This is a genomic window from Acinetobacter sp. 1294243 (assembly GCF_000588015.1).
In the GTDB taxonomy this organism is placed as follows: Bacteria; Pseudomonadota; Gammaproteobacteria; order Pseudomonadales; family Moraxellaceae; genus Acinetobacter; species Acinetobacter pittii.
Genome location: NZ_JFXG01000016.1, coordinates 44,263 through 69,243 on the forward strand (window position 1 = coordinate 44,263; position 24,981 = coordinate 69,243).

Annotated in this window: 24 protein-coding genes and 1 tRNA gene; 9 read left to right on the forward strand and 16 right to left on the reverse strand. The window is 38.2% G+C overall.

Annotated features, from left to right (window positions below; all coding sequences use genetic code 11):
- Positions 1 to 2 precede the first annotated feature (2 nt).
- Complete coding sequence (gene rnt, locus J655_RS20105; RefSeq protein WP_002117536.1) at positions 3 to 665, reverse strand: ribonuclease T; 663 nt, start codon at positions 663 to 665, stop codon at positions 3 to 5.
- Positions 650 to 1,684 (reverse strand): dihydroorotase, encoded by a 1,035-nt coding sequence (gene pyrC / locus J655_RS20110; protein WP_005070491.1) that lies wholly within the window; start codon positions 1,682 to 1,684, stop codon positions 650 to 652. Before pyrC ends, rnt begins: the two co-directional genes overlap by 16 nt.
- A 149-nt stretch (positions 1,685 to 1,833) precedes the next feature.
- Between pyrC and J655_RS20115 the strand changes: the two genes are divergently transcribed.
- Positions 1,834 to 3,096 (forward strand): GGDEF domain-containing protein, encoded by a 1,263-nt coding sequence (locus tag J655_RS20115; RefSeq protein WP_032005934.1) that lies wholly within the window; start codon positions 1,834 to 1,836, stop codon positions 3,094 to 3,096.
- Positions 3,097 to 3,158: 62 nt separating this feature from the next.
- Here J655_RS20115 and argG read toward each other — a convergent pair whose 3' ends face one another.
- On the reverse strand, positions 3,159 to 4,517 hold the full coding sequence (gene argG / locus J655_RS20120) for an argininosuccinate synthase (protein ID WP_014206117.1): 1,359 nt from the start codon (positions 4,515 to 4,517) through the stop codon (positions 3,159 to 3,161).
- Positions 4,518 to 4,814: 297 nt separating this feature from the next.
- Here argG and J655_RS20125 point away from each other — a divergent pair, with 297 nt between their 5' ends.
- From J655_RS20125 to J655_RS20135, 3 genes are all read left to right on the forward strand, one after another.
- Entirely contained in the window at positions 4,815 to 6,845 is a 2,031-nt protein-coding gene (locus J655_RS20125) for an NADPH-dependent 2,4-dienoyl-CoA reductase (protein WP_032005936.1), read from the forward strand.
- Between the two features lie 85 nt (positions 6,846 to 6,930).
- Positions 6,931 to 7,020 (forward strand) — tRNA-Ser (locus J655_RS20130).
- A 367-nt stretch (positions 7,021 to 7,387) separates the two neighbouring features.
- On the forward strand, positions 7,388 to 7,705 hold the full coding sequence (locus J655_RS20135; protein ID WP_014206119.1) for a hypothetical protein: 318 nt from the start codon (positions 7,388 to 7,390) through the stop codon (positions 7,703 to 7,705).
- Positions 7,706 to 7,716: 11 nt separating this feature from the next.
- On the opposite strand, the gene J655_RS20140 is transcribed toward J655_RS20135, so the two are convergent.
- The 3 genes from J655_RS20140 to J655_RS20150 form a co-directional block, all read right to left on the reverse strand.
- Positions 7,717 to 8,817: a M48 family metallopeptidase gene (locus J655_RS20140; protein WP_032052895.1), complete on the reverse strand. Its 1,101-nt coding sequence runs from the start codon at positions 8,815 to 8,817 to the stop codon at positions 7,717 to 7,719.
- A 20-nt stretch (positions 8,818 to 8,837) separates the two neighbouring features.
- Complete coding sequence (locus J655_RS20145; protein WP_032005940.1) at positions 8,838 to 9,926, reverse strand: YjgN family protein; 1,089 nt, start codon at positions 9,924 to 9,926, stop codon at positions 8,838 to 8,840.
- A gap of 185 nt (positions 9,927 to 10,111) precedes the next feature.
- Positions 10,112 to 10,561 carry a hypothetical protein gene (locus tag J655_RS20150; RefSeq protein WP_228131185.1) on the reverse strand — a complete coding sequence of 150 codons (450 nt, stop codon included), beginning with the start codon at positions 10,559 to 10,561 and terminating at the stop codon, positions 10,112 to 10,114.
- 743 nt (positions 10,562 to 11,304) lie between these two features.
- Here J655_RS20150 and J655_RS20155 point away from each other — a divergent pair.
- On the forward strand, positions 11,305 to 11,856 hold the full coding sequence (locus J655_RS20155; protein WP_032052897.1) for a TetR/AcrR family transcriptional regulator: 552 nt from the start codon (positions 11,305 to 11,307) through the stop codon (positions 11,854 to 11,856).
- 131 nt (positions 11,857 to 11,987) lie between these two features.
- Here the strand turns inward: J655_RS20155 and J655_RS20160 are convergent, their stop codons facing one another.
- The gene (locus J655_RS20160; protein ID WP_000735016.1) at positions 11,988 to 12,458 is read right to left on the reverse strand and encodes a hypothetical protein; all 471 of its coding nucleotides are present in this window, start codon (positions 12,456 to 12,458) and stop codon (positions 11,988 to 11,990) included.
- 299 nt (positions 12,459 to 12,757) lie between these two features.
- On the opposite strand from J655_RS20160, the gene J655_RS20165 reads away from it, so the two are divergent.
- From J655_RS20165 to J655_RS20175, 3 genes are read left to right on the forward strand one after another with little or no spacing between them, the layout of a single operon-like run.
- Positions 12,758 to 13,429: a CsgG/HfaB family protein gene (locus J655_RS20165; protein WP_016802974.1), complete on the forward strand. Its 672-nt coding sequence runs from the start codon at positions 12,758 to 12,760 to the stop codon at positions 13,427 to 13,429.
- A gap of 17 nt (positions 13,430 to 13,446) precedes the next feature.
- Positions 13,447 to 13,815, forward strand: a complete 369-nt coding sequence (locus J655_RS20170) for a DUF4810 domain-containing protein (protein WP_005070471.1) — start codon at positions 13,447 to 13,449, stop codon at positions 13,813 to 13,815.
- Positions 13,812 to 14,492 (forward strand): DUF799 domain-containing protein, encoded by a 681-nt coding sequence (locus J655_RS20175; protein WP_025465434.1) that lies wholly within the window; start codon positions 13,812 to 13,814, stop codon positions 14,490 to 14,492. Before J655_RS20170 ends, J655_RS20175 begins: the two co-directional genes overlap by 4 nt.
- Before the next feature lie 157 nt (positions 14,493 to 14,649).
- Here J655_RS20175 and J655_RS20180 read toward each other — a convergent pair whose 3' ends face one another.
- The 9 genes from J655_RS20180 to J655_RS20220 all read right to left on the reverse strand — a co-directional run bounded on the left by J655_RS20180 (position 14,650) and on the right by J655_RS20220 (position 24,400).
- On the reverse strand, positions 14,650 to 15,009 hold the full coding sequence (locus J655_RS20180) for a hypothetical protein (RefSeq protein ID WP_002120526.1): 360 nt from the start codon (positions 15,007 to 15,009) through the stop codon (positions 14,650 to 14,652).
- Positions 15,010 to 15,385: 376 nt separating this feature from the next.
- Positions 15,386 to 16,744: an amino acid permease gene (locus tag J655_RS20185; RefSeq protein ID WP_081403811.1), complete on the reverse strand. Its 1,359-nt coding sequence runs from the start codon at positions 16,742 to 16,744 to the stop codon at positions 15,386 to 15,388.
- Between the two features lie 145 nt (positions 16,745 to 16,889).
- Entirely contained in the window at positions 16,890 to 18,335 is a 1,446-nt protein-coding gene (locus tag J655_RS20190; RefSeq protein WP_032005951.1) for an NAD(P)/FAD-dependent oxidoreductase, read from the reverse strand.
- A gap of 18 nt (positions 18,336 to 18,353) precedes the next feature.
- Complete coding sequence (locus J655_RS20195; RefSeq protein ID WP_032005953.1) at positions 18,354 to 19,685, reverse strand: APC family permease; 1,332 nt, start codon at positions 19,683 to 19,685, stop codon at positions 18,354 to 18,356.
- 186 nt (positions 19,686 to 19,871) lie between these two features.
- Positions 19,872 to 20,579 (reverse strand): cache domain-containing protein, encoded by a 708-nt coding sequence (locus J655_RS20200; RefSeq protein ID WP_032005955.1) that lies wholly within the window; start codon positions 20,577 to 20,579, stop codon positions 19,872 to 19,874.
- 65 nt (positions 20,580 to 20,644) lie between these two features.
- Positions 20,645 to 21,364, reverse strand: coding sequence for a FadR/GntR family transcriptional regulator (locus J655_RS20205; protein ID WP_001277426.1), 720 nt, complete (start codon positions 21,362 to 21,364; stop codon positions 20,645 to 20,647).
- 55 nt (positions 21,365 to 21,419) lie between these two features.
- Entirely contained in the window at positions 21,420 to 22,190 is a 771-nt protein-coding gene (locus J655_RS20210) for a nuclear transport factor 2 family protein (protein WP_014206134.1), read from the reverse strand.
- A 28-nt stretch (positions 22,191 to 22,218) separates the two neighbouring features.
- The gene (locus tag J655_RS20215; RefSeq protein ID WP_032005956.1) at positions 22,219 to 23,649 is read right to left on the reverse strand and encodes a gamma-aminobutyraldehyde dehydrogenase; all 1,431 of its coding nucleotides are present in this window, start codon (positions 23,647 to 23,649) and stop codon (positions 22,219 to 22,221) included.
- 328 nt (positions 23,650 to 23,977) lie between these two features.
- The gene (locus J655_RS20220; protein ID WP_002001056.1) at positions 23,978 to 24,400 is read right to left on the reverse strand and encodes an Lrp/AsnC family transcriptional regulator; all 423 of its coding nucleotides are present in this window, start codon (positions 24,398 to 24,400) and stop codon (positions 23,978 to 23,980) included.
- A gap of 135 nt (positions 24,401 to 24,535) precedes the next feature.
- On the opposite strand from J655_RS20220, the gene J655_RS20225 reads away from it, so the two are divergent.
- The coding region (locus tag J655_RS20225) for an aminotransferase class III-fold pyridoxal phosphate-dependent enzyme (RefSeq protein WP_032052902.1) at positions 24,536 to 24,981 on the forward strand (446 nt) is incomplete at its 3' end.

Here is a 24,981-nt window from a genome sequence, read left to right on the forward strand (position 1 = left end):
TCTTAAGAAGCCGCCACCAAACTGTCAAGGAGGTAAGGTGACAGTTTGTTCAAAATATAGCAAAACAGTTCAGCAGTCTTCTGAGTATCGTACAAAGCAGAGTGTGCTTCTTTGCCATCGAACTCAATTCCAGCTTGAATACACGCTTTCGCAAGCACGGTTTGTCCAAACATAACAGCACTTAAAGTAACTGTATCCATCACAGAAAAGCTATGAAATGGATTTTGGTTTTTTGTACTTGTACGCGCAATTGCTGCTTGTACAAAACCAAGGTCAAAATGCGCATTGTGGCCCACTAAGACTGCATGTGTACAATGTTGCTGTTTACGGACTTCATTCACCGATTTAAAAATACGACGTAATGCAGTGCGCTCATCTTCAGCCATTGCAATACGCATTGGATTGAATGGATCAATACCAATAAAGTCTAGTGAACGACGATCGAGATTAGCCCCTTCAAACGGGTTAATATGTGCATGAAATGCTGGACCAGGGACAAATTGTCCCTGAGCATCATACACAATTGGAATGCACGCAATTTCTAGCAATGCATCTGTCTGGGCATTAAACCCTGCCGTTTCAACGTCAACAACAACAGGTAAGAAGCCACGAAAACGTTGGCCAATGACCGGGACAGAGGTTTCTTGTGTCACACTTTTCTCCATTGCAGCGTTTTCCCGGCATGCAGCGGGATAATTTTTTGATCATCTAAATAATCAAAAGATTCTGGAACGAGGTTATCTTCTTTTACCAAAGTAATCGTAGAGGTATTACGTGGTAGGCCGTAGAAGTCTGCACCAAAATGGCTAGCAAAACCTTCTAAACGTTCTAGTTTACCTACTTGGTCAAATGCTTGAGCATAAAGTTCAATTGCATTAGGCGCACTATAACAGCCCGCACAGCCACACGCATTTTCTTTTGCATTTTGCGAGTGAGGAGCACTATCTGTACCCAAGAAAAATTTAGGATTACCGCTCGTTGCAACTTCAAGCAAAGTAGTCTGGTGAGTTTGACGCTTTAAAATTGGTAAGCAATAGAAATGCGGTTTAATACCACCAACCAACATATCATTACGGTTAAATAATAAATGCTGAGGTGTAATCGTTGCAGCGACATTACGATCTTGTTCTAAAACAAAGTGTGCAGCATCGCTTGTTGTGATGTGTTCAAGTACCACTTTAAGTTTTGGAAACTGTTTTAATAACGGTGATAAAACTTCATCTAAGAAGCGTTTTTCACGGTCAAAAATATCAACGTGGTTATGAGTCACTTCACCATGAAGTAATAACGGAACTTGATGCTCCTCCAATTGCTCAATGACTGCATAAACTTTACGAATATCACTTACTCCGTTATCAGAGTTGGTGGTCGCACCTGCTGGGTAAAGTTTAATGGCATTTACATGTCCAGATTCTTTAATTTTACGAACTTCATCTGGTGAGGTGAAATCAGTAAAATAAAGCACCATACGTGGGTCAAAATTAAGACCCTCTGGAACATGAGCAAGAATACGTTCACGGTAAGCCAATGCTTCTTCCACAGTTTTTACAGGTGGAACAAGGTTTGGCATACAGATCGCACGAGCAAATTGTTTGGCCAAATCAGGTACAGTACGTTTTAATGCTAAACCATCACGTAAATGTGCATGCCAGTCATCTGGCTGGAGCAGGGTAATAGAGTCCAAGGCAGTTCAAACTTCGAAATAAAACAAATGATAATCGATAAAGTGTGAAAATGGTAACGAGAATTACGGACAAATGGCAAAATAAAGCGTCAGAGGCCTTAAAAAATAATGTTATATTTTGTTAATGTGTGAGAGGCAGGAATCAAGTAGTGGCAAATAGGGGAAATGTACATGAATTACTCAAAGCAAAAGAAGAAATAGAATATTTAGTAACTCTACATACCCATCGTTATGCCAATATACCTCTGCCACATCAATTAGAAAAAAAATTCTGGTGTCTAAATCTTGAGCGAACTAAACAGAATATCTCAAAGTTCTTAGCAAGTGGCGTTTTAACCTATCTCATTTTTATATTGCTAGCTCTACCTACAGACTATTTGGTCATAGGGGTGCCTTATATTACTTGGGACTTTATTTACTGTTTACTTAGTGCAATTAATATTGCTTGTGCGCTACTGTTATTTTGGGTTTTTGCAAAGTTTAAAAAACTCACTGAATATTTTTATATCGCCGCATGTGGCATTGTATTTTTGACCATCATTATCAATGCAATGTTGCTCCTTAGCGTAGAAAATGTCGCTCTTAAAAACCAGTCGATGTTACTACTTTCCTTCTTATATATGCTTGGTTTTATTTTAAGCGGAATAAAGCCTCTACATATGCTTTATGTAGGTTTAACAGCAGCCTTTTGTGTTTTTTCCCTACTGATTTTATGGCAAGCGAATTGTGATTTTATAGCTTTGGGAAGAGCGCTGTTTGGAAGTTGTATTTTAGGTTTTTCAATTAGCACGATGCTTACGTCTAGAGAAAGAAGCCTTTTTTTAAATAATCAGCTTGCTGAGCTTAACGAACAGATTTTACGTATTGAGGCATCTGAATTGCTTCATTTAAGCCAGCAAGATGCACTGACTAATATCTCAAATCGACGTACTTTTGATGAAATGTTCGACTTTTTTTACTATCGTGCAAAGCAAGAAAAGCGTCCATTGGCTGTTTTATTTATTGATATCGATTTTTTTAAAAATTATAACGATTTTTATGGGCACCAAATGGGGGATAAAGTCATCTCATCTATTGCCGCTGCAATTAAAAATTCGATTCGGCATGTTGATTTCGTGGCCCGTTATGGTGGAGAAGAGTTCGTTGTACTTTTACCAAAAACACCTGCTCAAGGCGCCTATGCTGTTGCTGCAAATATTTATAAAGCGATTGAGCGACAAGCGATTCCTCATGCAGCATCTTTAGTCTCTAAGCATGTCACGATTAGTTTAGGTTTTACTGTTTATACAGAAGGTTTTAAAGTAAATCAGGAAAAATTAATTCATGCTGCGGATCAAGCTTTGTACCGAGCTAAGCAGCTTGGACGTAACCAGATTTATTATCAACCCTTGGAAGCGGCAGAACTTATTTAAACTCTAGTTGCTTGAAATAAAAAAGCCACCTGTGTCGGTGGCTTTTTTATTAATTAAGAAAATTATTTTTTCTTGCTATCGAGTTGTGGCACAGCAGAACCTTGACCGATTGAAAGCAAACCAGCATCTGTATAGATACCAAGTTTTGCACGTGTATCGGTAATGTCGAGGTTACGCATAGTCAACTGACCAATACGGTCCATTGGCGTAAACATTGAATCGCCTTTTTCCATTGTTAAACGTTCAGCTTCGTACGTTAAGTTTGGAGATTCAGTGTTCATAATGGTGTAGTCATTACCACGACGAAGTTCAAGAGTTACTTCACCAGTAATCGCTTTAGCAACCCAACGCTGTGCAGTTTCACGCAACATAAGTGCTTGAGAGTCGAACCAGCGGCCTTGGTAAAGTAAACGGCCTAAACGTAAACCGTTAATGCGGTATTGTTCGATCGTATCTTCGTTATGAATACCAGTAACCAAACGCTCATAGGCAATATGAAGAAGGGCCATCCCCGGTGCTTCATAAATACCACGAGATTTCGCTTCGATAATACGGTTTTCGATTTGGTCAGACATACCTAAACCATGACGACCACCAATACGGTTTGCTTCAAGAATAAGTTCAACCGGATTGTCAAAAGTTTGACCGTTTAATGCAACAGGTACACCTTCTTCAAAACGTACAGTCACTTCTTCTGGAGTAATTTCAACTTCATCTTTCCAGAAAGCAACGCCCATAATTGGGTCAACAATTTTGATACCGGCATTTAAGTATTCAAGATCTTTTGCTTCGTGAGTTGCGCCCAACATATTTGAGTCAGTTGAGTACGCTTTTTCTTTTGACATTTTATAGTCAAAACCGTTGTCGATCAGGAACTGTGACATTTCTGCACGGCCGCCAAGCTCATCGATGAAGTTTTGATCTAACCAAGGCTTATAAATTTTAAGATTCGGGTTAGTCAACAAACCATAACGATAGAAACGTTCAATATCGTTACCTTTATAAGTTGAACCGTCACCCCAGATGTTTACGTCATCTTCTTTCATTGCGGTAACTAGCATTGTACCTGTTACTGCACGACCTAATGGAGTCGTATTGAAATAAGGAACACCACCTGTACTGATATGGAATGCACCACACTGAATCGCAGCAATACCTTCAAGCGCAAGTTGTAAGCGGCAGTCAATTAAGCGAGCTTTTACAGCGCCGTATTGTTCTGCTTTCTTTGGAATTGCATCGTAGTCATCTTCATCAGGCTGACCTAAGTTTGCAGTATATGCATAAGGTTCTGCGCCTTTTTGTTTCATCCACAATAAGGCAGCTGAAGTGTCTAGGCCTCCGGAGAAGGCAATCCCAACTTTTTTGCCTACTGGTACATGCTGCAAGATAGTTGCATTATCAGTCATTGCTAATCCTAACATTTATGAAAAAGACCCCATATAGGCGGTCTTGAGAATTCTGAATGGCGGCTATTGTAGCACTATTCATGGTGCTTTTTTTCGCAAAAAAAGCATTAATTCACTTGTTCTGATTTGAAGTTTTAATTTGATAAAAAATATAAGGCTATTTATAGAATAAGAAGAAGTGAATGAAGTATTGTTCTTAAATAAATGGATTGACCATAAGCTCCGATAAATTTCTTTGTGTGGTCATCCAAAATTATCAAAAAAGTATTAAAGTACTATGCAACAAGTTGCAAAAAATTATTGGGACGCAGCATGACAAGTTACGCCAATTTATTAAAACCATTACATTTAGGCTTTACCACCATTAAAAACCGTGTGGTGATGGGATCCATGCATACGGGGCTTGAAGACCGTTTTTACAATTATCCAAAGCTGGCAGCTTATTTTGAAGAGCGTGCAAAAGGTGGGGTGGGTCTGATTGTGACAGGTGGTATTTCACCGAACCGTCAAGGATGGTTAGCACCTGCTGGCGGAACCATGAATAGCTTATTTGATATTCCACAGCATCGTTTGGTTACACATGCTGTGCATAAACATGGTTCAAAAATTTTAATGCAAATTTTGCATGCAGGTCGCTATGGTTACCAGCCGTTTGTTGTGTCTTCAACTGCAATTAAATCTCCAATTTCACCTTTTAAACCACGCCAGCTTTCTGAAAAAAATATTCTGAGCACAATAGAAGATTACGCTCAGTGCGCCGATATCGCTAAAAAAGCAGGTTATGACGGTGTCGAAATTATGGGCTCGGAAGGTTATTTAATTAACCAGTTTTTAAGTCGCCACGTGAACCAGCGTACTGACCGTTGGGGTGGTGAAATTGAAAGCCGTATGCGCTTTCCAGTCGAGATTGTTAAAGCGATCCGTGCCAAAGTTGGTGAGAAATTTATTATTTGTTTCCGCTTGTCTTTACTCGATTTAGTCCATGACGGTAACACCATGCAAGAGGTGGTGACTGTAGCCAAAGCTTTAGAAAAAGCAGGTGTGACTTTATTAAATACTGGCATTGGCTGGCATGAAGCTCGTGTTCCGACCATTGTAACATCTGTGCCTCGTGCAGCTTTTGTCGACTATACTGCTCATGTAAAACAACATATTTCTATTCCGATTATTGCGTCAAACCGCATTAACATGCCTGAAACTGCCGAAGAAATTTTGGCAACTGGCAAAGCAGATATGGTTCAAATGGCGCGTCCTTTATTGGCCGATGCATTTTGGGTAAATAAAACTGCGACTAACCGTGTTGATGAAATTAATACCTGTATTGCATGTAACCAAGCCTGTTTAGACCATGCTTTTAAAAATAAGCGTGTGTCTTGTTTAGTGAACCCACGTGCAGGACATGAAACTGAACTGGTCTATTTAAAGACTAAACAGCCTAAGCGAATTGCAGTTGTGGGTGGCGGAGTAGCGGGGATGTCGGCGGCAACTGTTGCTGCAAGCCGTGGCCATGCAGTGACGCTGTTTGAGGCAACTTCAGATGTAGGTGGTCAGTTTAACTTTGCCAAAGTTGTACCGGGCAAAGAAGAATTTCACGAAACGATCCGCTACTTTAAAGTCCAACTGGAAAAAACTGGAGTGGACGTACGTTTAAATACTCGCGTAAATCGTGAGCAGCTCGAACGCGAAGGTTTTGATGAAGTGATTGTTGCAACAGGTGTAACCCCTCGTGCATTAAAAATTGAAGGAAGTGACGCGCCACAAGTCCTTTCTTATGCTCAAGTTTTGAAAGGTGCAGAAGTTGGACAAAAGGTTGCAGTGATTGGTGCGGGTGGTATTGGTTTTGACGTGTCAGAATTTTTACTTAAACCGCCACATCAACCACAGCCTCAACCTTTGGCAGATTGGCAACGTGAATGGGGTGTAGACCCAGATCCGAACTATGTTTCTGAAGGTGGTATGCAGCCGCCAGAAGTTGAACCAGCAATCCGTGAAATTTATTTACTACAACGTAAAACCACACCACTCGGTATTGGCCTTGGCAAGACTTCGGGTTGGGTACACCGTGCACAGCTTAAAAAGCATGGTGTACGTATGCTGCGTGGTGTGCAATATAAAGCAGTCACTGATGAAGGACTTTGGATTGAGCACAATGGTCAAGACCAGCTTTTACGTGTAGATACTGTGGTGGTGTGTGCAGGTCAAGAGTCGGTAAAAGACTTGATGCCAAAAGAAGGTGAGTCGACTATAGCGAACTACCATATTATTGGTGGTGCAAAGCTCGCAGCAGAGCTAGATGCCAAGCGTGCGATCAAAGAAGGAGCAGAATTGGCTGCGCAACTGTAAAATTGATGAAACAATATGCACTTGAACACAAAGCGATGATATTTTTCTTGAATAAAATGAATAAGCTTTGTATTCTTACGCACATGGAAGCGTGGCAGAGCGGTTTAATGCACCGGTCTTGAAAACCGACGAGGGTGTGAGTCCTCCGTGAGTTCGAATCTCACCGCTTCCGCCAAATTCGAAAAGCCCCTGTTAAAAGCAGGGGCTTTTTTTATATCTATTATTTTACCCCTCATTCTACCCCACATAAAAATTTGGATTGAGTTAGACAGATTTTGATTTCAGTTTAATTTTATATTGTGTAGTTAATCGCACCCTCATAATGGTCAATATCTTGTAATTGTTTGATGAATTCTTTCGGGGCAACTATTGCTGCTATATGTATAATTATGGGTAGAATAGCTCCTTATAATACTAAGCCCTTTGCATCACTAACTTGCAAATTAAAATCGCCTGATATGTACCGAATTTCAATTAATAGGTATGGATAGTTCATGAATCTAATAAATCACTGTAGTAAGTTATTTCTTGCAATTTTTCTTATGATAAATCTTTCAAATACGTATGCAGCAAAGATACAAGCTGTAGATGCTGAAGTACAGGAGAGTGCTGTAGATGTAATGGAAGCTGCTGGAGCAGAAGCTGTAGGTGGGCAAGAGGATATATGCCGTGCTGACGAGGCTTGTGACGTTGCATCTCCTGTTTCTGAGGATGAAATGTACGGTGGTATTCAACAGGAATATGTCGTAAAAGGCTGCAAGGTAACAATCTACAATGATGGACCTGTGAAAATGGTCAACGTAAAGACAGATCAACCATGTGATGCTCCACTTCCTAAAGACCATAAATTTTCTAGATAGACTTTGTGAGCCTATAAATTATTTTGTGCGCCTTTCTGTTTTTTCTCAAAATCATGAACCATTCGAATACGCTCTTCGGTTGCAGGATGAGAGGATAAAGCATCAAGAACAGCTGAAGATAATTTATTAGCTGAAGATTCTTCCTGAGAAGTTGGTGGGTTGGACTGATTTTTTTTATCGATACCTTCTTCTGTTGTATCGCTTAAACGTTGTAAGAAATTTGCAAAGTGCGAGACTTCTATATGCTTCCTATCCATCAACTGTAAAGCATATAGATCGGCTTCGGACTCAAATTTACGTGAGTAATTTGCACCAATCATAGCGGCAGGGAAGGACGTAAATAAGTCTGAATTATCTCCTGTCATTGCAATGTATAATATACTTAGGCCTAAACTGGTTAACCCTTGTTGCAAACTATGGCGATAAACCAAATGGCCTTGTTCATGGGCTAATACGCCTAAGATTTCCTGATTCGTATGTGCCAATTTGATCAGTTCATCTGTGATAATAATCGTATTATTGGGTAGCGCTACAGCATTAGCCCCTAACTGGTCGCCTTTACGGAAGACTAATTTGGCTGGTTTGTTTTCAGCAACAGTATTCAAATATTGTTTAGTAATTTGATCTTTTTGAGTTTGTGCTAATTGGCTGGGTGCAGTCCAATTATTTAATACATAATTCTCGGCTTCATCACCTAGTTTCTTTAAAGTATTCTCAGGTAATTGAAAAGCAAGATAATGGGACGTTGCTGGAACCCCCCATTTGACTAAACTGATCGCAAAAGTAATCACAAAAATTACACTAAAAAGAATAAGACCCGGAGAGCGTTCAAATTTCCAGATCGAATGTTGAACCTTTTTAGTTGAGTAATTAAACCATTCAGGTAATGTACTATGAAATTCAATTCGTGCATCATCAGATAATTCAATTACTGGGTGTAACTGTCCCAGCGCACCAATCAATTTCATATCAGTATATTGATAATGACGCTGAAGTTCTAATTGCTCACCATACCGAATTAGAACTTCAGATTCAGATTGAGCTGAAATCTGAGCAGGGTATGGTTTAGACACTAGGCCATCATAGAAAGTGATATCTACTGCGTGGGACATAAATTATTAAACTCAGATTATTATAAAGAGATGTCGATATCAAAAATATCACTGATTTCTTCAGCTAAAGCACTTTGCTCTTGTTGAGCTAGATTCATCATTTGATCTGGATCATCTAATAAAATTAAACTCATCGATTCAATCTGATATTTGTGAATACGAACTGCAGCCCAAGCAGACATTAAACCTATGGATAAGATTTTTACAATCCAGTTCGATGCTAAAATCCATGCAAAACGCCATTGATTACAGTCTGTTTTAAATTGACTGTTTCCAACTGTAGTATTGTTCCATGTCGTAATAAAAATACGTGCAGCAATTAATGGATAAATAAATAATCCAATAAATGCATATACCGTAAATATTCCGAAAAATATAGCGTTTGGTGAGAACCCAGAAATTGTTCCTGCCATAGCAAAGTAAATGATTGAAAAAATAGCAATTATACCAATTGCAATAAAAACTGGTATATAAACTGCAGCCATATATGCAGACCATTTCGCGTTTAATTTAAAATTTAATTGTCCAGCATATAAGTTGTTAAGATAATATTTTTTATATAGCCAAATAGCTACAGGTGTAAAGATTCCTAAAGTGAAAATATATACCAATATACTCAAAAGAAAGACTTTATAAGATTCTTTTATTGTTCCACCAAAGTAAAAACGTGCGTTGCCGAACTTACTATTTCTTGCAGTAAAACGCAAAGTAGCGCGAATTAGCCAAGGTACTGCTGCATATAGCGCAACTAGTCCAACCACCGTCGCAATCATTGAATACTGTGATGAAATTGCAAATACGACGTAAATTCCTAATGCAATTAAACGTCCAATCAAAATCTTGGTTGGAATCCCTGTAAAATCAAAGCGGCGTTCAAAAAATTCTGTATTGCCATAGAAATAGCGTAAGCGACGAACTTTAGCCCAAGGTGCATATAAGCTTAAAGTAATAATAGTCAAAAGAATATTAACGATCCAGATTCCAAAATATTCTGAGGCATTCCCATGAAACTTAAAATGATGAATTCCTGAGTGTGAAATTGGTGGAGTTGTAATATTTTGATCCTCATTTATATCTTGAGGAAGAGAGGTTAAAGCTTGGTCTTGCATTTTATTCTCTTTATTGAAAATATATGATCTTGATTGAATGTAATAGATAATTAGAAAACTATTGAGAATATTATATATTTTTTATAAATTGAAATAAATAGAATGAAAAGCAAACAGCAATACCACTCGTGTCTTTCTGTGGCGAAACGGGAGAAAAAATCTTTTATTTTATATAAAGCTTCTTATTATTTTAGTTGAGAATAATATTGTTTTCGCCAATCAAGATAGTTTAAATCTAAATAATCTTCATTCCCCAACTTTATGGAATAGTATGATCGCAAGGCTATTTCAAAAGCGCCTTCATGGTGTAAAAGCTCTGCAACTTGCTGCATAGTCAATCTATGTAATAAATTATGATAAAACTTATTCACTATTTTATCTGAATTTTCTTTATCTTCTTTAAATATTGAAATTAAATGAGATGATATAACATCTAATAAGTGAGGAATATCACATTCAATAATAAAATCACTTTCTAATCTCTTTTCTAGTGTTTCTTCTGCAATTGAGTGGATTATCAGTTTCGATATTATTTCGGAAGATTGTGAAAGAATCATTATTTCTCCTTTTTCTTCCAAATCTTCAAGTATTTTACTTATCTTATTTATATAGTCTTGATGAGTATTCGTTAGCATTAATTTTTTAGCCTTAGAGATTATTATTAATATTATAAATTTTCTTCAATTAATATAGTACCCCTTATACGAAATACGGGCACAAACCCACACCCAAATCAATAAACCTATAAACCTCTAATCTATTCTTAACTTCTGTGACTTTATAAACCCCAAATTAATAATAAATTTTAATTATTTATCCTTACTTTTTAATGATCTAATTTAAAACAAATGTCATTTTGTGTGCTTGACTGCAATAGGGTAGAGCACTATCCTTTGCCTGCTGGCCACATTGCCAGCCGGTTGTCGCAGACCGGGAAAACAAAGTCGATATGCAAAACTTTTGTTTTGTGTGTCGGGAACTCGTTCGCCCCCTTTTTCTCTACGGTAGGGCGGAAGGGGGACACCTTCGGGTGTGCTGGTTCCTTTGTTTCCAGTCTGCGAACCCCCTTTCGTTCTGCCACCATAATTTCTATTAATGTCTGGCAGAACTCCCAATAAAAAAGGAGTTGGCTTTGCACATCCATCATTTCTTGGTACTCAGTGCCAAAAGTTATAACGACACAGCTTAAAAATTTACAGCAGCTTGAACGCCATAAGGTTTTCAGGCTCTAAGTCATTTTTACTTAAAACTTAGCAAATACAAAACTTGAGATGTGCCAAGCACCGTCTTACGGCTTTGCTGTGCCTTTTTTTCTCCCAGAAAGGGCACAGGCTTTTTATCTCATTTAGAAACAACAAGAATTTATAACGGTAAAACTATGCCAACTTTAGAAAGATCTTCCAAAAAATTACAGGTTGTTCAAACTGCCATCCAACTCTTTACCACGCATGGATTTCACAATGCAGGCGTAGACCTGATTATTAAAAAATCTAAAATTCAAAAAGCCACGTTTTATAACTACTTTCACTCGAAAGAACGCCTTGTTGAAATGTGTCTAATCTTTCAAAAAAGCCGACTCAAAGAAGAAGTACTGGCAATTGTCTACTCACATCGCTACCCAACCGCAGCCGATAAACTCAAAGAAATTGTTCGCTTACATGTCGATGTGAATAGCTTTTACCATCTTTTATTTAAAGCCATTTTTGAATTAAAACTGCTTTACCCAAGGGCTTACCGCATGGCGATTGAATATAGAAAATGGCTACTTAAAGAGCTTTTTGACCTAATTTTTAGTTTGGAAACTCGTGCCTTAAAACCTGATGCCGATATGGTTTTAAATCTAATAGATGGTTTGATGTTTGGGTTTTTAAGTACCAATAGTTTGAGTGAGAGGGATGAGGTGTTGGAGCGGTTTTTTAAAATAACTTGATGAATAGTGCTTTGGAACAAGATGCTTTTGAAAAGGTAGTTCAAAAGCATCTTGCTCACTTAGTTTATATGGGTCTGATATTTTAAGCTAAACAAGAATATTGGCTCTTATTTTCAGAGTTTAATTTTGACTTATTGAGACTCATCTAAATCACGTTCGCGGCAGGATAATTCATAGTAATTACCTTTTGGCAGAGAACTAATTTTAAACCCATAGTAAGTGCTATCGGTTTCTATCGGAGCGATATTACATTGATTCTTTTTTGCAAATTTTTCAATTAATTTTAAATTGGTGGTTTGCTTAAATACAGCTCCCCAACCTTCACTCACACAACAGCCCACATATTCAGACATATATTCATCTGAAATAAGCACAACGTTTTGTCCCATAAATTCATAAGGTTTTTTGAGTTTGTATATATCGTTATAGTCTGCTCTTGAAATATTAGGTTTTTTGGCTAGGAAACCTTTTTGTTTAAGAATTTGAAACTTTAAAAAATCTTCAGGACCAGTACCAAGTCCCCGATAAATCGAGCTATTGTCCTCTGCAAAACTATATGAGCTGAAAATGCTAACTAAGCTTAAAAGTAATAATTTTTTCATTTGTAATTTCAGAAGTTGTATTAGGGCATAATTGTTTCATATCTTCTTTAAAGCGTAAAGTAAGTGGCTGATTTTTATATCATAGATAGATTTTTCTATACCACGGCAAACCATGATTAATTTACTAATAATAGGTTTCATATAATTAACTATCTATAGAATAAATTTTTTGCTTCTTTAAAAATTATTTAAACGAATTAAATAAATTTTTTATTAGAGTCCTAATTTATTCGCTTATTTGATAGTCTTTTTGTATATAATATGTATTCTTTGTATTTATTTATCTTTATAGAGTAAACATGAAAAAAATATTAATCATTACTACTTTGAGTTCTTTCGGTTTAATTGCTTGTTCAACTACTGAAACTTCAAGAACGATACAAAGTCCACAAGTCACTGCTGCTACTGCTACAACAAAATATACCGGAGTAAAAACTCCTATTTCTATTGGTAAGTTTGATAATCGCTCTAGTTATATGAGAGGCGTTTTCTCTGATAATGTCGATCGTTTAGGTGGGCAGGCGAAAACTATTCTTGAAACACATTTACAGCAAACTGGCTATTTTTCAGTTTTAAACCGTGACAATCTATCAGAAATTAAACAAGAAGTAGGTTATAGCAATACGAGCCAATCTATTAAAGGTGCTCGCTACGTTATTACTGGTGATGTCTCTGAATTTGGTCGTAAAGAAGTAGGCGATCAACAGTTATTTGGTATTTTAGGACGTGGTAAACAACAAGTTGCTTATGCCAAAGTTAATTTAAATATTGTTGATGTAAAAACATCAGAAGTTGTGCATTCGGTACAAGGTGCTGGTGAATATGCATTAGGCGCACGTGAAGTTTTAGGCTTTGGTACTACAGCTTCTTATGATTCGACTTTAAATGGCAAAGTACTTGATTTAGCTGTTCGTGAAGCAGTTAATAATCTTGTAACAGATATTCAAAATAACCGTTGGTCAATTCAATAATTTTGGATATGTGTTAAATGAAAAAAATTCTTTTAAGCAGTTTTCTTGCTATGGGATTGGTTGGGTGTGCCGCTGGTCCTCAACCTTTATATAATTGGGGAACTTATACTCATCAAACCTATTTGATGTATAACTCACCTGAGAAAGCGACACCAAGTACGCAAATCACAAAATTAGAAGCTGAAATTGAGAAAACTAAAGGCAAGGGCTTAGCCGTTCCGCCAGGTTTATATGCGCATTTAGGATTATTGTATTTACAAGAGAATAATTCTCAAAAAGCAATTGAGTATTTCCAGCTTGAACGACAAGTATATCCAGAATCTACAGTTTTAATGGATCGCTTATTGCAAAAAATGAATGCTAATGGTGGGAATGCAAAATCATGATGAAGAAATTTCTAATTGCTGGTTTGGTTATCTCTAGCCTTGCATTTACTGGATGTGCCGTTACTCCACCACCTAATAAAGATATTACAGCTTATAAAGCTCATATGCCAAAATCGATTTTGGTATTGCCTCCAGTCAATGATTCGCCTGATGTAAAAGCGACTTATAGTTATTGGCCTACTGTGGTGGCACCTGTGGCAGAAGCTGGTTATTACGTTTTCCCAATCTCTGTCGTAGACAATATGTTTAAAGAGAATGGGGTTACTAATGGCAGTGATGCTCAGTCTATTGCACCCCAGAAATTACAAGAGATTTTTGGTGCAGACGCAGCTTTATATATTCGAATTAAAGAATATGGTTCTAAATACCAAGTGATTCAGAGTGTCGCGACAGTAAGTGCTGATGCAAAGCTTGTTGATTTAAAAACTGGAGATGTGATTTGGACAGGTGAGAAAAAACTTGTTCAAGCAAGTAATGATGGTAATGCGGGTTTAATCGGAATGGTCGTCGGTGCTTTAGTTGAACAGATTGCTGGCAGCTTTACTGATCGGGCTTACCCATTAGCGAGTATGGTAAATACTCAACTTTTTACCCCGACGACTTATAATCCGGGTATGGGGTTGTTATATGGTCCACGTTCACCAAAATATCAACAAGATGGAGTAGTAGCTAAGTAAATTAAAGTCTTAACTAAAGTTTTACTTTATTAAAAATAGGCTGCAATCTAGTTTAATTATATGAAATGCTAGATAAAAATTTATTATTCCAGATAGTTTATAAATTTTTTGATTAGGTAGGAGAGCTAGAGTAACTAGTTCTCCTATTTAATTTAAATTACTTCTTTTGCTTAAAACGGTATTTACATTTTAGACAGCGATAATCTTGAAAAATATTCTTGTCGATTATTACGCCAGCTTTCTTACCAAAAATATTACCAACTACACCGCCAGTAATTCCTGCACTAATGGCACCGACAAAAGTCCCTACAGTTCCGCCAACAATTACACCTAAAGGACCAGCAACAGTACCAATAGCTGCTCCAACAGTAGCACCAGTCGCAGCACCACCTACAGTGCCTGCTGTTGTGCCGGCAGCTGTGAGTAAAACACCGCCAGTTGTTCTAAGTAATTTGTCATGGTCACGTGCTTCAATTTCTGTAGAACCACACTTAGGACATTGCAGAGCTTTTTCCATAAAATTTCCTGTCTTTCATCATTGAGTGACACAATACGGCGCTAAATCAGAGCAGTGGGTAAAGAATCTGTTTTTACGATGCAGTATCTTTTGCCTGTTGAGTGATTAAACGATAACTGGTCTGCTTTGATTTTAGCTGAACATTGACACAAATATTTATAGATCATGTAAACACTTGTACTTTAATAATTATCTCATTAAATACCAATGTTTAGAATGACTAAGGTTTACATATCCATGTGTCTAGCAGAGAGCAATTCAATAATGATGAATAGAATGTGAATGGTTTTTTGAATAGATTTTCTGAAGTTGTTTAGGGTGACAAGCTGGTAAATGATAAAAGGCTTATCCTATTTGAATAAGCCTTTTTTGAATATTAGAGTGCTTTTTTCCAACTCAAAAATTTATATAGTCCAAACATGAATGTAATCCAGATTGGAATTAAAATTACCGATTTTTCAAAGCCTTGAGTCCACATGATATATAAAATCATGCCAATAAAAATCAAAACAATATAGTTGCTCAAGGGTGAAAATAGAGCAGGAAATTTAGCAACTTTATTTTCAAGTTTCATGGCGTGTTTAAACTTTAAATGAGTAAAGCTAATAATGGCCCAGTTTAAAACCAGTGCAGCCACGGCCATGTACATGAGATAGCTTAAAGCTTGTTCTGGGATAAAATAGTTCAGTAATACACAACCAAAAATCAGAATAGAAGAAAAGATAACGGCAGGTGTTGGAACCCCTTGTTTGCTGACTTTTGTAAAAAATTTGGATGCATGGCCTTGTACTGCTAGGCCATATAACATGCGACTGTTTGCATACATGCCACTGTTATAAACTGACAGTGCGGCTGTTAAAATAATAAAGTTAAGCAAATGCGCTGCCCAACCAATGCCAAGCTGACTAAAAATCATTACAAATGGACTTTTATCTAAACCACCGAGGTCAAGCTGATTCCACGGAATGAGCGACATGATGATAGCAAGCGAAGCCACATAGAAAACCAAGATTCGAAAGATGACTTGGTTAATGGCTTGTGGAATGCTTTTTTCAGGATTTTCAGCTTCAGCAGCAGTCATTCCAATTAGTTCAATACCGCCAAAAGCAAACATTAAAAAGGCGAGCATATAAAATAGGCCTGAAAACCCGTGCGGGAAAAATCCGCCATGCTGCCATAAGTTTGCAAAGCTAGCGATAGAGTCACTACCCGCGGTAAGCAATAAATATAAGCCAAACACGATCATGGCAATGACCGCCGCAACTTTAATAATAGCTAACCAAAACTCAGATTCGCCATAAAATTTAACGTTGCCTAAGTTCAAACATGTGACCAAAACAAAGAAAAATAAGGCTGATATCCAAGCAGGAATGTGGGGCCACCAGTAATGCACATATTTAGCAACTGCTGTCAGTTCGGTCATCGCGACCAGAATATAAACCACCCAATAGTTCCAGCCCGATAAAAAACCAGGGAATTTCCCCCAATATTTTTGTGCAAAGTAACTAAAGGAACCAACCACAGGTTCTTCTACGATCATTTCACCGATTTGGCGCATAATTAAAAATGCGACCAAACCGACAATGGCATAACCTAAAATAATAGAAGGACCAGCAGACTGGATGACTTGTGCAGAGCCTAAAAATAAACCTGTCCCGACAGCACCACCCATAGCGATCAACTGGATATGGCGATTTTTAAGTCCGCGTTTTAATTGGGAAGATGAATTGCTCAAAATATATGCGCTGAATAAAAAAGCTGGCGCTATTGTAATAGATTGGTTAGGGATAACCTAGTTTGAAAAGGATTTTACTCCGCTAAATAAAAAGGATCCGTACAAAGCTATACGGATCCCTTTTTGAAATCGGTTATTTTATAAATTAGAAAGATACCATTTTGCCCGGATTAATCATTGCACCGATGCCATACATGCTTTTAGCGAGTGGAATAACAACGGGAGCAAGGGTACGACCAAAAATAATATTTTGATGATCAATTTTAGATAACATTTCGAAGTCATTAGATTGCCCAACAAAGTCATTTGCAATGGCTTTACCAATACGTACCGTCTGTGCAACGCCGTGACCACTCCAGCCGTGAACAGCATAAATCGGGAACTTATTACCAAACTTACGGCTATCGACTGCACCATTTACGGTTAAATCAGTTGTCCCACTCCAGACAAAATCCATTTCTAGATTTTTAATTTGAGGGAAAACCGTATGAATTCGATGTTCTAGATAATTTAAAGTTTTCTCTGGTCCCCAACATGTTCCTGTGCCTTGGCCACCAAAAAGTAAACGGTTATTAAACACGGGACGGTAGTAATCAATCTGGAACTGAGTGTCATAAACAGGATGCCCAAATGGCAGCAGCTCTTTTGTATCAAGTTCTAGTGGGGCAGTCGTCGCAACATAGGTGTAAAACGGAATAGTAGTATTGCTTTGCTCTGATAAAAGTTTAAACGAAGCATGGTGTACTGCTAACACCACAGACTTTTTAGCTTTTACAACAGCATTTGCAGTTTGAACATAAATACCATCTGCTTTTTCTTCTATTGAAAGGACTTCTGTTTGCTCATAAACAGTACCGCCATTTTGGCAAAAGCCATAAATTAAGCCACGGTTTAAAGCTAAAGGATGAATTTGTCCACCCAACTCATCAATTAAACCACCTGTGTAATAATCAGACTTAATATAGTCCATGAGTTCATGTTTACCCACAATGCGGGTATGGTCTTCACCTAAATATTTTCGTGCATCGGCGCCTTGCGTTAAACCAACCAAATGTCCTTCATGAACGGCGGCAGTAATGTGACCATATTTTCGGTCAAAGTTGAGTTGGTATTTTTCCGAGATGTCATCAATCAGTTGCATCGCTTCTGTAGAGGTAAAATGCCAGAGTTTTTTTGCATCTTCATAACTCAAGCGATCGGCCATTTCTTGAGCTTCCCAACGAGCTAAGCCAGGGGTGAGTTGTCCGCCATTGCGTCCAGAAGCTGCGCTACCTACACGGTTTTTTTCTAATAAAACAGTCTCTACGCCTTGTTCAGCTAAATGTAAGGCTGTAGATGAACCCAATAAACCACCGCCAATAACCACCACATCACATTCAATATCAGCTTTTAAACTGTCAAAAGTATGCCAATCAGAAAGTGAGCTTTCATAGTAGTTGGCTGGATTATCTACCGAAGTGCCATTAACCGTGGATGTATCAAATTTTGCATGTTTTGGATTTAACCAGCTCCACTCTTTACCCACTTGTAGAGATTTACTTGGTTTATATTCTACGTCTTTTAAAAGTTGAGGTTTAGAAATAATTTTCATGACAAAGTTCCTTAAAAATTAATAAGCATTACTAATAGCAATACTTTGTTTTTTAATCGTTTTATAGATAAATAGGAGAATACCTAAAGCTAACCAGAAACATCCAAAAATCAGTGAAGATGAGTCCAGATTAAGCCAGAGGCAAATAATGCTGATCACAGAGATAAGCGGTAAAAAGAGGTTTAGAAATTTATTTTTAAACCCTAAACGCTGTTTATCTTTAATATAAAACTTCATAAAAACTGAGAAATTTACGGCTGTAAAAGCGACTAGGGCACCAAAGCTGATGAGGCTTACGACTTGGGCTAAATCTAGAAAAACCGCGGACATTGAAATAAGACCAACAAACAAAACCGAAAAAAACGGTGTACCTAATGAAATATGAATTGTCCCAAAATACTTTTTAGGGAAAATATTATCGGTCCCCATTATATACAGTAAACGTGAAGCGCTGGCATGTGAGGCAAGGCCAGAGGCGACTGTGTTCATAATTTGTCCGCATAAGAATACAGATTGGAAAAAAGCACCACCTACGTAAAGTACAATTTCAGGCAACGCTTCAGATGGATGCTGAAAGCGTAGATTGTTTGGAAAATAAAGTTGAATAAACCAAGCGGCTGTGAAGAAAATTAGTCCGCCCGTAAGAGTCGTTAACATGACTGCACGAGGAATATTTTTGGTGGGTTGTTTGGTTTCATTAGAAAGCGTGGTAACCGCATCAAAACCTAAAAATGAAAAGCACAAAACTGAGGCACCCGCAACGAGGGGGAGTAAAGATTGGTGCTCATGCCAGAGTGGAGCCAATGTAAGCACATGCTCGTAACCTTGAGTCGAGCCAATACCCTTAATCACTAAATAAACAAAAATGACCATGAGTATGATCGGTGCAAACACAAACAACAGGCTTAAATTGGCGAGTAACCGAATGCGGAAACAATTCACTAAAGTGACTAGGCTTGCCGATACAAGCACCCAGAACCAGTAAGGCAGACTTGGGATAAGGGCTGTGAGATAAATTGCAGCTAGCAAAACATTAATGAGGGGTAATAACAAATAGTCGAGTAGTGAACACCAACCGACAAAAAAACCACTTTTAGGCCCTAAACTTTCAGCGGTATAACTATATGCTGAACCTGATTTTTCTGAATTTTGACTAAATCTTGCATAGCTCCAAGCGGTGAGTAGCATGGCGCCAAGTGCAAGTAAATAGGCCAGTGGCACATGTCCATTGGTAATTCCAGAGACAATACCGAAAGTATCAAACACCGTCATGGGAGTCATATAGGCAATACCAATAATAGTGACTTGCCAAAGAGACAGTTTTTTTAAGGAAGACGTTTTATTTTCCATGTCATTTCAACCTCAAATTCGTTGTTTTGCTTTTCATCCGGAAAAGCGATGCTATTTTTGAGCCAAAACTTCCCCTAGGCTTGAATAAACACGTCTATTTGGAGAAAGTTTGTACAAAAGTGGGTGGCTGTTTCGCCTTGGTGATGCCCTAAAGCAAGATCAAATATTTATATCTTTGATATAACTCTAGATCACGACCAGTTGAAAAGATTGACACGGTCGTGACAGAAACTGCTCGGGGCTTTGGCCTTTAAATAATGTGCCTGTTCTGATGGTGATATCATTTGAAGTAATCACTCGAGAAGAGTCGTTAATTACAATTGCTTTTTGTTTAATGTTTTTAAGCTTCGGCATAAGAATTTTTTCGAGTGCGGAAACTAAAATATCGGTGGCAATCACACCGATAAATTGATCACGAATCATGACTGGATGGGCAAGGGTGATGGTGTATGCACCATTGCAAATATAATCGACATAAGGCCCATGGATGCACGGACTTTTATTTTGAGCAGGTTTATGGAACCATTCAAAAGAGCGAAAATCTAAAAATCGCTGAGCATTTTGATAGTTTTCAAGCTTGGCTTGCTGTAACTGATCTTCTTTTTTATACCACCATTCGAGTGTCCAATAATCTTGCTCTTCTTGCGTTGCAGGGCTATAACTTGCAAAACCAATACCTTGACTGTAATGGCTTTCCTGTAAGGCCTTTTTAATTTCTTTTTGCAAAGCTGAACGCTCTGAGCCTGAAAGCTTAACGTCTTTGGTTTTTTCAGGTTCATGTTTTGAAAGAATTTTGCTCGCTTTAGTTGCCAGCTTTTCTGTAATGGTTGTCGTTTCTTCAACCACCGTCTTTAACAAATTTTGAAGCTCTTCTATATCTAAATGTTGGGTCATTCCTATAACTCCTAAAATTCCGTATTTCTCACTCGATATTTTATAAGTGCTCTACTTTATTGTTTTTATTCAATAGATAACTTATATCGAAGCATTTGGTCTGTTAGCATCGAAATGATTTTTCGCGCTTGAATAACAGCATCATCTTCATTGCCTTGAACAAAAGATGATAAAAGTTGGTGGTATTGAGCGACGACCAGTTGATGAAATTGATCATCTTGGTAAAGCACAGCAATGAGCGGTGCCCATTCGGCTTGTATGGTTAACTCTTGATTTGCCAGTCGAGCTGATTGAGCAAAAGAGGTAAGTGTTAACAAACAACGTAAATCAAGTTGGGCACGTGTGTCTGGTTCAACTGCTTGTTCAAATTGATCAATAAGCTCTTTGATTTTACCCAGTTCATATTCAGTGGTTCTTTGTGCTGCCAAATATGCACCATGGCTTAAAATTGCACTATGAAACTCGCCTAAATCAGCCAGATATTCATTTGAAGCTTGACGTAGAGGATGCTTGTTTAAGAGTAAATCGGAAGGTAACTCACAAACAAAGCTTCCGCCGTTTCGCCCGCGTCGTGTATCAATCAGACCCTTTACGCGTAAAGTATTTAACGCTTCACGAACGGTAATGGGTGACACTCCCATTAAGCGAGCTAGATCCGCCTCGTTAGGAAGCTGTTCATTGCTTTTGAGCAATCCAGAGATAATTGCATTTTCCAAGCGTTCCACAACTTGTTCCGATCGAGTTGCCTGAGCGATAGGTGCAAAAATTATCGTATATGCTGACATGGCGAATTCTCTAAAAGCTAAGTCAGAGACTTAGCTTAATGAAACGGATAAATGATTAAAACACGCCATATTGATGGACGGCCTGTTCATCTTCAGGCACAGCTGGTATTGCATCCCAAAGTTCAACAATTTTGCCATTATCCACACGCCATAATTCAAAATAGGCATGTCGATTTCCGGCAATACTTCCTTCGGAATGTGTCAAGACAAATTGACCATCAGCAATGGAGCGATGCGTTTTGGAGTATACCAAACCTTGTCCTTCATTACGGATATTGTTCAAAAAATCAATGACTGCTTTAACACCATCACCAATGTCTGGACTATGTTGAATGAACTGATCATTGTGAGTATATTCTTTAAATGCCTCATAATTGCCATCAATTAAAGACTTCTTAAAGAACGAGGTCACAATCTCACGATTTTCCTCTGGGTCATGGTGAGTGACGATTTCAGTCGGACCATCTAATTGAGTTCTACCACTCACATTTGGCGCGGCTTCTGCCACCAGACCATCCCAGTGTTCAACAATTTTGCCATCTTTCACTCGGTAAATATCAAAACCAACTAAAGGGTTTTCATCAAGGCCCTGAAAGCGGCCATGAATTGCAACCAAGTCACCGTCTGCCAATACACGCACAGCTTCGTGTTGCATGTCGGGGCAGTCTTCTACCAGTTGGCGAAGGCCCGAAAGACCATTTGCAACCAGTGGAGAGTGCTCTATAAAGTCTTCAGAAAAATAACGGTCCAAAGCAGTGGTGTCGTGCAAATTAAATAGCTCGTGATGGGCTTTAGTCACCAAGTCTTTCATTTCTTGCTTATTCATTTTGATCTCCTTTCAAAACGCATTGTTATTATTCGTTTGAACTCATCACATGTTTAACTCGGGTATATTCTTCGAAACCGTAGCCAGATAAGTCTTTACCATAACCTGATTTTTTGAAACCGCCGTGTGGCATTTCTGCGGTTAAAGGAATATGGGTGTTAATCCAAACTGTACCGAAATCGAGTTCACGAGACAGACGAGTTGCGCGAGCATGATCTTTAGTCCAAACACTTGAAGCTAGGCCATACTCAACATCGTTGGCTTTTTCAATCGCATCATTTTCATCTGTAAATCTTTGAACAGTAATCACAGGTCCAAAAATTTCATTTTGAATGGCTTCGTCGTGTTGTTTTAAGCCACTAATAACAGTGGGTTCAAAATAGAAGCCTGGACGGTCTGCTTGTTTTCCACCTGTTTCAACTTTGGCGTGTGCAGGTAAGTTGTCAATAAAGGCTTTAACGTTTTTCAATTGGTTGGCATTGTTAAGTGGGCCATAAAGCGCGTCTTGATCATCGGGTTCACCAAAACGGGTATTTTTTGCAGCTTCAACTAACTTACTTAAAAATTCATCATGAACAGATTCAGCCACAATTACACGCGTTGCTGCAGTACAGTCTTGGCCTGCGTTGAAATAGCCTGTTAAAGCAATCATTTCAACTGCTTTGTCGAGGTCGGCATCTTCAAAAACGACTACAGGTGCTTTACCACCAAGCTCAAGATGCGCTTTCGCTAGATTTGCTGCGGCAGAAGCTGCAACTTGTAATCCGGCACGAACTGAGCCTGTAATAGAAACGAGTGCAGGGGTCTTATGTGATACAACTTTTGAACCGACCTGAGCTTGGCCTAACACCACGTTAAATGCACCTTTAGGGAAAAATGGTGCAGCAATTTCTGCCAGTAAAAGCGTACTTTCTGGTGTTGTATCACTTGGTTTAAGTACCACGGTATTACCTGCGGCTAAAGCTGGAGCAATTTTCCAAACAGCCATCATGAGTGGATAGTTCCAAGGTGTAACTTGTCCAACTACACCGACTGGTTCGCGGCGAATAGAAGAGGTTAAACCTTCTAAATATTCACCTGAAGCAGTGCCATTGAGTAGGCGAGCAGCACCTGCAAAGAAACGAACCTGATCTGCTGATGCACCTACTTCTTCAGATGCAATTAAGTGTTTTAACTGACCCGTATTACGACTTTGAGCCTCAATTAAACGCTCCGCATTTGCTTCAATAGCATCTGCTAAATTCAGTAATGCTTTTTGACGAGTCGAAGGTGTACTGCGTCCCCAAATTTTAAATGCCTCTTTAGCAGCGGCATAAGCAGCATCAACTTCTGCCTCGGTTGCATTCGGTGATTGTGCGTAAACTTCACCAGTCACTGGGCTTACCAAGTCGAAATAGTCATTTCCTTTGCTAGCAACATATTCGCCGTTAATAAAGTGTTGTAGTTGAGTTTTAGCCATTTTTTATACCTTGTCCTTAGGTTTTAACATATAACATATAATACTATATGTATTATGTTTTAAATTTTCTGTCAAATGCTTTAATGAGGGAATTGAGTGAAAAAAGTTGGAATTTAAATCAAATTAGATTTTAAGTTTTTGATTTGATTATTTAAAAAAATTAAAAAATTTCTTGAAGATTTTTAGGAGAAGTTGATTGTCGTACTAGTTCAGTAGATTTGATGAAAGATAATTGAATAATTTTCTAATCGAGAGCAGCTTGAGGAGCCAAGATTTATACTTAGCTCATCAATTTCGAGTTCTTATTTATTGAAATTAAAGTGAATGATTAGGTTTTATGACTCGCAAGCAGAATGCTGGTTTCACTGTTATAAATACCTGAAATGTTCCTGATTCTTTCTAAAACTTTATCGAAGTTTTCTAAAGTGTCAGAACGTAGCTCAACCAAAATGTCCCATTTGCCATTGGTTTTATGCAAACATTCCACGGCACTTTCTAGGCGTAGTTCTTTAATCACAGACTGCGCTTTGGTCCCTTCAACCATAATGCTCATCCATGCACGGATGACGTTGCGTTCAGCATTCGGTTTAAAACGAACCGTATATCCGGTAATAATGCCCGAAGACTCCAGATACTCCATTCTCTTCTTGATAGTTGCTCTTGAAACGTGAACTTTTTCGGCTAACTCGGTAACAGACATCCGTGCGTTATCTTTAAGTAAACCTAAAATAATTTGATCAATGTTATCCATATTGTAATTGTCAATTATCAGATTGGTAAAAATTAAATCATTTTTTCCTGAATTACAAATTTTGTGAATCAATTTGATTTTGAATAATAGGGGCATCGGTTAAGCCTAATAATTCAATTTAATGGACTAGATAAGATGAATAATTTTGCAGTTTCTCGTAATGACTTTAACGAGTGGATGGTTCCAGTTTTTGCACCGGCAAATTTCATTCCGGTACGTGGTGAAGGTTCACGTATTTGGGATCAAGAAAATAAAGAATATATCGATTTTGCAGGCGGGATTGCAGTAAACGCATTAGGTCATGCGCATCCAGTGGCAGTAAATGCTTTAACAGAACAAGCAACAAAACTTTGGCACGTCGGTAACGGTTATACAAATGAACCCGTTCTACACCTTGCTAAACAACTCACCGAAAATACATTTGCAGATAAGGTATTCTTCTGTAACTCAGGTGCAGAAGCAAATGAAGCAGCATTAAAACTTGCGCGTAAAGTTGGACTCGACAGCGGTGTTGCAGGTAAAAGTGGCATTGTGGCATTTAACAATGCTTTCCACGGCCGTACCTTATTTACCGTTTCGGC